Origin of the sequence: Clostridium sp. Cult3, assembly GCF_021655115.1 — a bacterium.
Lineage (GTDB): Bacteria > Bacillota > Clostridia > Tissierellales > Tepidimicrobiaceae > PPXY01.
Window position 1 is genome coordinate 1 of record NZ_PPXY01000026.1, and the last position, 13,754, is coordinate 13,754.

The following is a 13,754-nucleotide window of genomic DNA, read 5'->3' on the forward strand; positions in this document are numbered from 1 at the left end:
TGAGGACTTCATCCTTTCTGGGAGGTATTTGTTTTCTGGCAAAAACATTGTACCACAGAGGATTGAAGTCCTCAATTTTCATTTAAGTTTACAGAGCGTAAAAAGATATGAGGAGGGTTTATATGAATAGTTTAATAGTAAATACGTTATATATATTCTCTCCTATGGAAAAAAAAGCAAGGTGCATTGAATTTTCCAAAGGGGTAAATGTAATCACATCTAGCAAGGTAGATGGAAATAAGAAAGGAAAGTCTGTGATTTTAAAAAGTATTTATCATACTTTAGGAGCAGATTGCTATTTCGATGATAAGTGGGATACTGAAAATAAGGTATACATAATAAATATTACTATAAATGGAGATTTATATCTGATATATCGTGCGGATAGATTATTTAAGATCTTTGATGAAAATAGGAAAATTATATTTTCTACAATCGATAGAACTGAATTGGCTGATTTTCTAGGTAACATTTATCAGTTTAAAATTAAGTTACCATCAAGAAATAATAATAAATTAGAATTAGCTCCACCAGCATATAGTTATTTATTAAACTTTATAGATCAGGACAAAATGGATGGTTCTAAATTTACCTCATTCAGCAACTTAGGACAATTTCCTAATTTTAAAGAAAACTGTTTGTATAGCCATTTTGGAATATTCGATGAATATTATTATAATTTGATTAACAGTAAAGAAACATTATTAGATAATAAAAACAGTACTGAAACAGATCTAGGGCTTACGGATAGTATGTTGAGTAAGGTTAGGAATATTCTTGGCAAAAACAAACCTAATGTTAATTTAGATTTTGAGGCACTTCAAGTTGAATTAGATAAAACGAAAGAAGAATATGAAGAAATAGTTAATGCCCTTGGGAAAGGGAAAACTAAACTTATGAAATTAAGAAATGAGAAATCTAGCATTGAAGATAGCTTAAAGGAATTAGTTTCAACAAGGAATATAACTGAAAAGGAGATCAAGGATTTAAATAACCATCTTTGTCCGGTTTGTAATTCAGAAATAGATAATACCTTAAACTTAAGGGTTAAAAGGCACAGTAAAGTAGAGGATTTTATATTATTATATAATGAGTTAGATAAATTATCTCTTGATATTAATAAACAGATAGAAAAAGAAGAAGAAAAATATAGTGGCTACTTAATTAGACTTAAAAAATATGAAGAAAATATGAAAATTAATTCTAAATCTATAGATGATATTTTAAAACTTAAAGGATATCATGAAATTCAGGACTCTCTATTACTTGAATGGAATGAAAAGAAGATGCAACTTGAAACAATAAACGAAGAAATAAAAGGGATTGATAAAGAACTTAAAGGATACAAAAAACGCAAAAAGGAAATAAATAAGAAATATTATGAATATATGATAAATGATAAATTAAAATTTGGGCTTAAGGAAATAGAAGATAAAAGATTTGAAAATATTAATAGGGTCTTTAGTGCTGGTGGTAGTAATAAACCTATAGCAACTATAATATGGTATCTAAATATGTTGAAGATAAAATATAAATTTAATAGCGAAGCTATAAAATTTCCATTGATACTAGATAGTCCAAATAATGTTGAGTTAGATGATGAAAAAAGGAAAAAACTATTTGATTATTTATTTTCAAATATTAACTCTGACACCCAAATGATAATATCAACATTAGGTTTTGATGAAGTAGATTACCCAAATTATAATATTGATAATATAATAGAGCTTAGTAATAACAAGTATGAACTGCTTAATGTTTTAGAGTATCAAAAACATGAGGAGATATTATTTGAGTTAATTGAAAAGGAGTTTATTGAATAGTAAAGGAATATCACTAAAAGATCAAGCTTAAAACTTGGTCTTTTTTATTTTTACAGAAAGTGAGGTAGTTAAATGAAACTAATCATTACAGAAAAACCATCCGTAGCCATGTCTATTGCCAAGGTATTAGGCATTCATGGTAGAAAATATGGCTATGTTGAAAGTAAGGAATATATTATTAGTTGGTGTGTGGGGCATCTAGTAGGACTTGCCCAAGCTGATAAATACAATGAAAAATATAAAAAGTGGAGATATGAAGATTTACCAATTATTCCATCAGAATTTCAGTATGATCTATTTGTCAAAACAAAAAAGCAATATGAAATCCTCAATAAATTATTAAACCGTTCTGATGTACTAGAAGTTATCAATGCCTGTGATTCAGGAAGGGAAGGGGAATTAATCTTTAGATTAGTATATTACCATTCAAAATGTCAAAAGCCTATGAAAAGATTATGGATTAGTTCCATGGAAGATAGTGCTATAAAAGATGGTTTTAAGAATTTAAAAGATGGAAAAGAATTTTATAATCTATATAAATCTGCATTAGCAAGAAGTCAGGCAGACTGGATAGTAGGAATTAATGCGACAAGATTATTTACAGTCCTATACAATCAACTTCTAAGTGTAGGAAGAGTTCAAACACCTACCTTAGCCCTAATAGTAAATAGAGAGGAGGATATTCGAAGTTTCCGAAAAGAAAAATTCTATCATCTAGATCTATATTTAGATGGATTTATGGCTAGTAGTGAAAGAATAAAGGAAAAAGATGAAGCTAATGAATTGAAAAATTTATGTATTGGGGAAATGGCCATTGCAAAGGATGTTACAAAACAAAAGAAAAATGTAAATCCACCTTTACCATTTGACTTAACCAGCTTGCAAAGAGAAGCAAATAGATTGTTTGGATATACTGCAAAACAAACATTAGATTATACTCAATCCTTATATGAAAAGAAGTGGGTTACTTATCCTAGGACTGATAGCAGATGTCTAACTGATGACATGATGGAGTCTTTAATTAATCTAATAAATGGTATAGACAAAGATAATTTAGTAGAAAATCCAAATTATAAAAGAATATTGGATAGTAAAAAGGTAACAGATCATCATGCTATAATTCCAACCATACAATCCTTAAATATGAATATTGAGGATATTCCTAAAACTGAAAAAAATATATACAACCTTATTTGCTTAAAATTGCTTGAAGCTGTAGCTGATACCTATGAAGAAGAAATAGTAACAGTGTCATTATTGGTAGGAGATAAAATATTTACGGCAAAAGGTAAGAAAGTTGTAAACCTAGGATTTAAGGGTATAAAAAGTAATTTTGATGAGAATTTCAATACCATGGAAAAGGAAAAAGATAATAGTATCTTACTTCCAGAAATAGAAGAAGGAATGGTGTTTGAGATACAGAATAGTGAAATTCGAGAAGGTTTTACCCAACCGCCAAAGCAATTTACAGAAGACACTCTATTATCTGCAATGGAACGAGCAGGTAATGAAGAATTAGATAAGGGATTAGATGTAGAGAAAAAAGGTTTAGGTACGCCTGCAACAAGAGCAGGGATTATTGAAAAATTAATCTCAGTGGGATATCTGGAGAGAAAAAAGAAGCAGTTATTACCCACAGATAAGGGGGTAAATCTAATTACAGTAATGCCTGATAATTTAAAATCACCTAAACTTACAGCTGAATGGGAAAATAAATTAACTGAGATTTCATTAGGGAAAGGAAGTGATGAAGAATTTTTAAAGGGAATAGATGAAATGATTACAGATCTAGTCAAGACCTATTCCCATATTGCAGTAGAAAACAAAGAAAAATTTCAATCAAATAAAGAAGTATTAGGGAGTTGCCCAAGGTGTAAGAGCCACATCTTTGAAGGACAGAAGAATTTTTATTGTTCCAACAAAGAATGTGGCTTTTCTTTATTTAAAGAGGACAGATTCTTTACAGATAGAAGAAAGAAACTAACTAAAGAAATGGTAAAGATTTTATTGTCAAAAGGAGAAGTAATGGTAGAAGGATTGTATTCAAAAAAGACAGGAAAGACCTATAATGCCTATGTTTCTATTGAAGATACAGGTAAATATATTAATTATAAAATGAGGTTTTAAAATAACATATCTGAAAAATGATTAGATTTTAAATAAATTATCTGGTATAATAAATTTAATATAAGGCATTAAAAAACATAGGTAAATAAAACTGTTTTTTTATGTTTAGGAATAACAACTCTAAGCGAAAGGGTGAACTATTAATAAAAATGAACAAATAATCCATTATTATATAAAGAAAACATAATATATTAGATTTTAATATTTGAAATTTAACCTAATATATTTGTGTCTATTTTTATCATGAGTGGATAGTTTGTTTAAATAGTACCTTTGTGTACAATTTTATAGTTTGTCTATAGATATACTATCCTCTCTTTTTTAAAAGGAGGATTTTTTTATGATTAAAATAAATATAAGAAATATGAAAAAGTATTATGGAAATAGACTAGTTCTAAACATTGAAGAATTAAAGATCTATGAAGGTGATAAAATAGGGATAGTGGGAGTAAATGGAGTAGGAAAAACTACACTATTAGAAATTATTAATAAGAATATTGAATATGATAGTGGAGATGTTTTAATAAACAAAGATGCTAATATTAAATATATCTCTCAGCTGCGGGGACCTAATAAAAAAACAATTAGTGGAAAATATGCTTCCATATTTCAAATTGAAGATCAGTGGAATATTAATATGAGTGGTGGGGAAAAAACTAGATTTAAACTTGCAGAAGGATTTGAAAGTGAAAGTAATTTAATGCTCATTGATGAGCCTACAAGTAACTTAGATATTAATGGCATAGAATTGATAATAAATAATTTCAAACAATACAGGGGTACACTTTTGGTAGTTTCTCATGATAGGAATTTCCTAGATGAAATTTGCAATAAAATACTAGAGATAGAAGATGGTCAGTGTAATATTTATAATGGGAACTATAGTAATTATTTAGAATTAAAGGAAAAGGAAGTTAAGAGAAAAGAATTTGAATACGAAGAGTTCCTTAGAGAAAAAAAGAGGCTTACTAATTTAAAAAGAAATATAAATGAAAAATCGGCAAAAGTTCGTACAGCACCTAGTAGAATGGGTAATTCTGAAGCCAGATTACACAAAATGGGAGGACAAGAAAATAGGAAGAAACTAGATAACTTTGCCAAGTCCATACAAAGCAGGATAGATAGGTTAGAAATCAAAGAAAAACCAAAAGAAGAAGATATAATAAAGATAAAAATATTAGATTCTACTAAACCATATAATAAAATATTAGTATCAGGAAAAAATATTAATAAATCCTATGGGGAAAATATAATATTTAAAAATGCAAATTTTGATATTTACAATGGTAAGAAGATAGCTTTAATAGGTCCAAATGGTAGTGGAAAAACTACCCTTGTAAATATGATATTAAATGAAGAAGGTATAGATATTAGTAAAAATGTTAGGATAGGTTACTTTAGTCAATCTATGGATATATTAGATGAAAATAAAACCATATTAGAAAATGTAATGGAAAAAAGCATTCATAATGAAAGTTTTGCAAGGCTTATTTTAGCCAGATTATTAATAAAAGGTGATAAAGTTTATGAAAATTTGGAAGTCCTCAGTGGCGGGGAAAGAGTTAAAGTCTCCTTTGCTAAAATGATTTTAGAAGATATAAACTTCTTAATATTAGATGAACCGACAAATTACCTAGATATAAATAGCTTAGTGGTTATAGAAGATCTTCTTATAAATTATGATGGAACTATCCTTCTAGTATCCCATGACCTAAGGTTCATAGAAAATATAGCAGAAGAATTGTTAATAATAAAAAACAAAAAAATAAATAGTTTTAAGGGAAACTACAGGGAATATGTAGCAAATAAAAACAAGCCTAAATTAAATAAGAAAGAAAATAAAAGACAAAGAATGATCCTAGAAATGGAGATTTCATTATTATTATCTAAAATTTCAACGGAAGAAAGTGAAGATGCTAAAAAGAGATTAGATGAAAAGTATAAGGAAAAGTTAGAGGAATTAAGAAACTTAAAATAAAGATATATCTTTGCTTGTATAGTGATCAAATTGATTAATTGTATAACCTATAGTAGTTCAAAAAAAGGTAGATTAAATAATCTATCTTTTTTTAGTGTGCCCAGCATGGGCAACAACTAGGTGGTGAAAGTCCACTACGGGCTTGGTAGTAGGAACCGTTAGCCAAGAGCAAGGGTGTCCATGGCGACATGGAATCTGAAGGAAGCTGGAGGCAAAATCCTGAACCGACGAATAGAAATCACATCAGGCTGAAATAGAGGGGATAAGTTTGCTAAACAAAACGAAGTCCAATACTACTCGAACTCTACACGGTAAATGTGGCGGTTACATGGGAGGAAGGTTGTTGCTCTTACCTGGGGAGGTCTCATTGACATGGGAAAACAGAGTATGAACCATGGTTGAAATAAGATTTGTCATGAGAAGTCAGCAGAAGCCATAGTACTATGAGAATCTAGATATCATAGGAAGGGCTGAATCATAGGAGATGAAGTCGATGAAAATTACTGAGAACACGTTAATATGCAGAAAACAGAATAAAGACACCATCATCAACTGTGGGAATAGTGTGGAACACGAAAGACGCAGAAATGGGCAGAGTGATTCAAGGATGATTGAAAAGGACAACATCAACACAAACGAACCGACAGGGGGAATGTTAGAGGGAATCCTATCCAGAGATAATATGAATGAAGCCTATCAAAAGGTGAAAAGAAATAAAGGAGCAGGTGGCGTTGATAAAATGGAAATGGATGAACTTCTAGAACATTTAAAGACACACCGAGAGGAAGTTCTAACATCCCTACTGAAAGGAAGCTACAAACCATACCCAGTGAAACGTGTAGAAATACCAAAAGAAAATGGTAAAAGACGTAAATTGGGAATACCAACATTAAGAGATAGAGTAGTCCAACAGGCAATCCTTCAAGTATTAAGTCCAATATATGAAAAGCAATTTTCAGAAACAAGTTATGGATTTAGACCGAATAGAGGATGTCATGACGCACTTAGAAAGTGCCAGGAATACGCAAATCAAGGATATTGGTATGCTATCGATATTGATTTAGAGAAATTCTTCGACACAGTAAATCAATCTATGCTAATGGAAATTCTATCAAGAACAATAAAAGATAATAGGGTTCTATCCTTAATTCAAAAGTTCTTAAATGCGGGAATCATGGATAGGGGAATGTTTATGAAAAGTGATGTAGGAGTTCCCCAAGGAGGCCCAATTAGTCCACTTTTAGCAAACATTATGCTAAATGAGCTAGACCAAAGTCTTGACAAATGGGGATATCGATTCGTAAGATACGCCGATGACCTTATGATATTTACAAAAAGTAAAAGAGCTGGACAACGGCAATTTCAAGGGGTCAGCAAATTCATAGAAGGTAAATTGAAGTTAAAGATAAACAAAGAGAAAACTACAATAACTAGACTTAATCAAGTTAAATATCTAGGATATGGCTTCTATAGAATAAAAGGCAAATGCAGATTTAGAGTTCACCCTAAAAGTATAACAAAATTAAAAGATAAACTAAGAGCAGCAACAGGTAGAAGTAACGGCATGAGCATAGAAGGAAGGAAAACTAAACTTAATCAAATTATTCGAGGGTGGGTTCAATATTTTAAATTAGCAGACATGAAGACTGTTATGCAATCCACTGATGAATGGTTAAGAAGAAGAATTCGGATGATAACATGGAAAAGGTGGAAGAAGGTCAAAACTAAATTTGAAAACCTTCAGAAATTAGGTGTAGCCAAAGGAAAGGCATGGGAATGGGCTAACACAAGGAAAAGCTACTGGCATACAGCCAATAGCTGGATTATTGCAACAACCCTAACTAATGCTAGGTTTGAAAAGCAAGGTTATTTAAGCTTACTTAAATATTATCTTGAAGTTAGAGTGTAAACTATGAAACCGCCGTATACGAGAACCGTACGTACGGTGGTGTGGGAGGTCGGTAAATAAAATAATTATTTACCTCCTACCCGATTACAGTCAAAGGGGGTAAGCTATGGCTAAAGTTTATAATATACAAAACTTATTAATGGATAAGGCAAAGGAAATTGTAAATGGTAGTAATAATTGGCTTCAATTTATAAATTCAGCAGCCTATACCTATAAATATCCATTTGAGGATCAGATTTTAATATTTGCCCAAAGACCAGATGCAAAGGCTTGTGCTACTATGGAATTTTGGAATAAGAGATTTCATAGATGGGTAAATAAAGGAGCTAAGGGAATTCCACTAATTGATTATAATTCTGGTGGATATCCTAAACTTAGATATGTATTTGATATTTCAGATACCCATACAACAAGATATACTGTACAGGATGTAAGTCTGTGGGAGTTTAATAAAGAAAAACATGGAGAAGCAATCTTAAATTTGGAAAATAGCTTTAATATCTCTAGTGATGATGCATTCTTAGAAAATTCAAATTTAGAATTAAGAATATATAAAATAGCTCAGAGATTAACTAATCTAAGACTCCAAGATGTACTATATGATATTGAAAGCTATTGTAATGATTCCTTGATGGAAGAATTATATGAATATAATACTAAAGTAATCACAAGAGATATTTTATCAAAATCTGCAGCCTATATGACAATGAAGAGAATGGACTTAAATCCTATGGAATACTTTGAAGCTAATGATTTTATGGAGGTTATCAATTTTAACACCTTTGATATGATTAGTATTTTAGGGAATTATACTTCTCAAATGGTAGGGGAAATAATTAGGGGACTTACTAGGGAAATAAATAAACTAAAATTACAGAATAAAATAAGACAAGAAAATGTCCAAAATATATTGCCAAAAGATATAAGCTTAAGTTATAGTATGAGTGAAGGGAAAAGAAGCGTTAAAATCGAAAATAGAGGTTCTGAAGGGGAAAAAACTGAAGGAGGTAAAGGCCATGGCAGAGATGAAAATGATAAATGGAGTTCAATACCAAGTGGAGGAAGGGATTTACAATCCAGTAGTGAAGGAATCCAGTTTCGAAAAGATGGGAGGAACATACAGGATGGAAGGGGAATACCTAGTTCCCAATCTGGAATTGGAAGAGAAGAGGGTAGCACTAGGCAAGTATGGAAGGATGAGGGAGAACTTTTTAAAGGAACACAAGAAGACCTATTACACAAGTCTAAAGATCCAAGGACAATTGATGAATCACTTACAAGGAGTGGAGAAGGAAGTACAGAGGATATTGGAGATAGAGATTCCAAGATATCAAAAAGCGTGGGGCGTAACAGAGGAATTGAAAGCTCAGGATCAGATGAAGTGGGTAGGATTGATGAACAATATAAAGGCATCAATAGAAGAGATAATTCAGAAGGAGATAATATTCTCCTAGGTAAGGATAATCAATATGAATTAAGCTTATTTCCAACAGAGGAAAAGCAAAAAGATATTATAGAGAAGGCAGTGGAAGAGAAAACCACTGCCTTTTCTATTTCACAAAAGAATATTGATGATGTATTAACTAAAGGCACAGGATTTCAACATGGAAAATATAGAGTTGTAGACTTTTTTAAAGGGAATCCAACAGAAAATCAAGTAGTAGAATTTTTAAAAACTGAATATGGCATTGGAGGATGGTCAACTCCAGAACGTGGTGATTTTATAAATAGTTCTAAACATGATGGAAAAGGGATTGAATTGATAAAGGGAAATATTCTAGAGCCTGATGTGGCTACCCATTTATCCTGGGGAAAAGTTGCAAAAAGAATAAGAGAATTAATTGAGATGGACAGATATCTAAACCCAAAAGAAAAGGAAGAATTAAAGGAATACCATGAAGACCTAAATCATAAAATCTCCAATGAAATTAGCCAAGAGTTATCAATAGAAGGATCTAATATAGAGAATAATAAGGTTTTAAACTATGAATTAGGTGCAACAGTTTATATAGGTGCAAATGAATATAGCTTAATTGCTTTTCAAGGAAATAATATAGAACTTCGTGATGTTCAGTATCCACTACTGACTGAAACTATGTCCAAAGTGGAATTTGAAAGAAAGGCAAGAGAAAATCCATTAAATAACCATCTATTTTCTAATATAGAATTAACAAAAATAGAATCTATAGAAATTAAAGAAATAGATGAAAACATCAACGGGATTACAAGACTAACTCCCTATCAAGCTTCTCAACTTATTAATGGTAGATTACCAGAAGAATATGCGAATGAAAGTGGAAAATATTTTACTTTAGATGGGGATAAATGGGTTGGACTTGATTATTCAGAAAGGGAAGGATTTGTAGAAGAATTTGATAGTAAAGAAGAGTGTTTAAGATGGCTAGAAGGTGAGTCAGAAAGAATTTATGAGGGCATGAATATAGAAATAGGAGAACGTTCATATATCATTGATGAAATCAAGGATGATAGTGTTTCTCTTCGTGATATCACTTTTAGTAAAAATATTGGATTTCCAATCTTTCGTAATGAGAATAAAAACTTTATCTTAAGTGTTCTAGATGAAAATGAAAACATTAAATCTATAAAAGATAAGGATATGCCCTTGCAGGAGAAGGTCAATTTTAAGATTACCAATGATGAATTAGGAATTGCAGGAGCTAAGACTAAGTTTCAATGGAATATAGAAGCTATTAAGACTCTAAAAAAGATAGAGGCAGATAATAGATTAGCAACACCAGAGGAACAAGAGATATTATCTAGATATGTAGGTTGGGGAGGACTTTCACAGGCCTTTGATATAGATAATAAATCTTGGACAAAAGAGTATCTCAGCTTAAAAGGTTTATTAACAGGGTCAGAATATGCAAGTGCTAGAGAATCCACCCTAAATGCTCACTATACTTCACCAATTATTATTAAATCAATGTATAAGTCTATGGAAAATATGGGCTTTAAAACTGGAAATATTCTAGAACCTAGTTGCGGTATTGGAAATTTTTTCGGATTATTACCTGAAAATATGAATAATAGCAGACTTTATGGTGTTGAATTAGATGATTTAACTGGGAGAATAGCAAAGCAACTTTATCAGAGTAGTAATATTACTATTGATGGATATGAGAATACAAATCTACCTGATTCTTTTTTTGATATGGCAATAGGAAATGTCCCCTTTGGTCAATACAAGGTGGCAGATAAGAGATATGATAAAAATAATTTTTTAATTCATGATTATTTCTTTGCTAAAACCATAGATAAGGTACGGCCAGGTGGAATCATAGCTTTTATTACATCAAAAGGGACAATGGATAAGGAGGGAGAACAGGTAAGAAGATATATTGCACAGAGGGCAGAGCTTCTTGGTGCTATTCGCCTGCCCAATAATGCTTTTAAAGGAAATGCAGGGACAGAAGTAACATCTGATATCATATTTCTTCAAAAAAGAGACCGTATTATTGACTTAGAACCAGATTGGGTTCACATAGGTGAAGATAAAAATGGAATTCGTATAAATCAATATTTTATCAATAATCCAGAGATGGTACTGGGTGAAATGACTATGGAAACTACCCAATATGGATTAGATAGTGCTTGTAAGCCAATAGAAGGAGCAAATTTAGAAGAACAGCTTAATGAAGCAATTAAATATATTCAAGGGGACTTTGAAGAAATAGAAATATCAGAGGAAGTATTAATAGATGAAGGTGCAATTATACCAGCAGATCCTAATGTGCGAAACTTTAGTTTTACAATAGTTGCTGGAGAAGTATATTTCAGGGAAAATTCACAAATGATTCGTCAAGACTTAAAGGAAACAGAACTAGATAGACTAAAGGGAATGGTGGAGCTTAGAGATATAACTAGAAAACTTATTGAATCTCAAGCTGAAGATTATGGAGATACAGAAATTAAATCAATTCAATTAGAATTAAATCAACAATATGATAATTTTGTTAAAAAATTTGGAAGACTTAATTCAAATGAAAATGCAAAGATTTTTGATGAAGATTCTTCCTATGCATTACTTTCTTCCCTTGAAATCATAGGAAATAATCAAGAGTTTGAACGTAAGGCAGATATATTTACAAAAAGGACCATAAGAAAGCATGTAGTAGTTACAGAAGTAGATACACCAAGTGAAGCCCTAGCCCTATCTATTAGTGAAAAGGCAAAAGTAGATTTAGATTATATGGAAGAACTAACAGGATTATCTAAACAAGATATCGTAAAGGATTTAGAAGGGATTATATTTAGAAATCCTGATAAGTCTATAGGTCTAGACATAGAAAAAGGAGTATATGAAACAGCTGATGAATATCTCTCGGGAAATGTCCGTGAAAAACTAGCTTCTATCGAAAGGATAATCAGTTTAGGAGATGAATTTACCAAATACTATGAGATAAATAGAAAAGCTTTAAAGGAAGCCCAACCCAAGGATTTAACTGCAAGTGAAATTACAGTACGCCTTGGAGCAACTTGGATACCAACTAAAGATATAGAAAAATTTATGTTTGAAACCTTTGAAACACCAGGATATAACAAATGGGATATTAATGTCCGTTTTTCTCCCTATACTGCAAATTGGAATATAGAAGGTAAATCAGTAGATAAAGATAATGTACGGGCCAATATGACCTATGGAACTAAAAGAATAAATGCCTATAAGATATTAGAGGAAACATTAAATTTAAAAGATGTACGGGTACTGGATAAGATAACAGATGCTGATGGGGTGGAAAGAACTGTAATAAATAAAAAAGAAACCATGTTAGCACAGCAGAAACAGGAAGTTATTAAACAAGCCTTTGTAGATTGGGTTTGGAAAGAGCCTTCAAGAAGAGATAGACTAACTAAATTATATAATGAAAAATTTAATTCAATTAGACCTAGAGAATATGATGGAAGTCATTTGGTTTTCCCAGGGATGAATCCAAATATAGAACTAAGGGAGCATCAAAGGAATGCCATAGCTCACATATTGTATGGAGGCAATACACTATTGGCCCATTGTGTAGGTGCAGGAAAAACCTTTGAAATGGTAGCTTCTGCAATGGAAAGTAAAAGATTAGGACTTTGCCATAAATCATTATTTGTAGTGCCTAATCATTTAACTGAACAGTGGGGAAATGAATTTATGCAACTCTATCCATCTGCCAATATTCTTGTAGCAACTAAAAAGGATTTTGAACCTAAAAATAGAAAGAAATTTTGCGGGCGTATTGCAACAGGAGATTATGATGCAGTTATCATTGGTCATAGTCAATTTGAAAGAATTCCAATGTCAATGGAAAGACAGAAACTTGAGATGGAAAGACAAATTAATGAAATAACTGATGGAATAGCAGAATTAAAAGAAAATAGGGGGGATAAGTTTTCCATTAAGCAATTAGAGAAGACAAAGAAATCGCTTAAAGTTAAACTTCAAAAGTTAAATGATCAAAGTAGGAAAGACGATGTAGTTAATTTTGAAGAATTAGGTATAGATAGATTATTTGTAGATGAGGCCCATAGTTACAAAAACCTTTTTCTATACACTAAAATGAGGAATGTTGCAGGTATAGGACAGAGTGAAGCTCAGAAATCTAGTGATATGTTTATGAAGTGTAGATATATGGATGAAATAACAGGTGGTAAAGGAGTTATATTTGCAACAGGTACACCAATTTCTAATAGTATGACAGAGCTATATACTATGCAAAGATATTTACAATTCAATACATTAAAAGAACAAGGACTACATCATTTTGATGCCTGGGCAAGCACCTTTGGAGAAACAGTAACAGCCATTGAGTTAGCTCCTGAGGGCTATACTTTAGTAGGACGATAAATAATGCGTTCCTAAATTGAAAATAGGTTATCAAAGTCGGTTGCAGAATTTCAAAAAATATTTTTTTGA

The 13,754-nt window shown here is 31.3% G+C and carries 5 protein-coding genes and 1 pseudogene; all 6 read left to right on the forward strand.

Annotation, left to right across the window (positions count from 1 at the left end; all coding sequences use genetic code 11):
* The first annotated feature begins 122 nt into the window (after positions 1–122).
* The gene (locus C3E88_RS06395; RefSeq protein ID WP_236909339.1) at positions 123–1,823 is read left to right on the forward strand and encodes a hypothetical protein; all 1,701 of its coding nucleotides are present in this window, start codon (positions 123–125) and stop codon (positions 1,821–1,823) included.
* A gap of 72 nt (positions 1,824–1,895) precedes the next feature.
* The gene (locus tag C3E88_RS06400; protein ID WP_236909340.1) at positions 1,896–3,950 is read left to right on the forward strand and encodes a DNA topoisomerase 3; all 2,055 of its coding nucleotides are present in this window, start codon (positions 1,896–1,898) and stop codon (positions 3,948–3,950) included.
* Between the two features lie 340 nt (positions 3,951–4,290).
* A complete protein-coding gene (gene abc-f, locus C3E88_RS06405) occupies positions 4,291–5,928 on the forward strand; it encodes a ribosomal protection-like ABC-F family protein (protein WP_236909341.1) in 1,638 nt (545 codons plus the stop codon).
* Between the two features lie 493 nt (positions 5,929–6,421).
* Positions 6,422–7,837, forward strand: a complete 1,416-nt coding sequence (gene ltrA, locus C3E88_RS06410) for a group II intron reverse transcriptase/maturase (protein WP_336513070.1) — start codon at positions 6,422–6,424, stop codon at positions 7,835–7,837.
* Positions 7,838–8,961: 1,124 nt separating this feature from the next.
* Complete coding sequence (locus C3E88_RS12500) at positions 8,962–9,291, forward strand: TnpV protein (RefSeq protein ID WP_236909343.1); 330 nt, start codon at positions 8,962–8,964, stop codon at positions 9,289–9,291.
* A 1,133-nt stretch (positions 9,292–10,424) separates the two neighbouring features.
* Positions 10,425–13,664 (forward strand): annotated as a pseudogene (locus tag C3E88_RS12440) (DEAD/DEAH box helicase family protein); the annotation flags it as partial.
* Positions 13,665–13,754: the final 90 nt, after the last annotated feature.

Coding starts and splice junctions, on each gene's coding strand:
- C3E88_RS06395 (WP_236909339.1), top strand. CDS start 123: ATGAATAGTTTAATAGTAAATACGTTATATATATTCTCTCCTATGGAA.
- C3E88_RS06400 (WP_236909340.1), top strand. CDS start 1,896: ATGAAACTAATCATTACAGAAAAACCATCCGTAGCCATGTCTATTGCC.
- abc-f (WP_236909341.1), top strand. CDS start 4,291: ATGATTAAAATAAATATAAGAAATATGAAAAAGTATTATGGAAATAGA.
- ltrA (WP_336513070.1), top strand. CDS start 6,422: ATGAAAATTACTGAGAACACGTTAATATGCAGAAAACAGAATAAAGAC.
- C3E88_RS12500 (WP_236909343.1), top strand. CDS start 8,962: ATGGAAGGGGAATACCTAGTTCCCAATCTGGAATTGGAAGAGAAGAGG.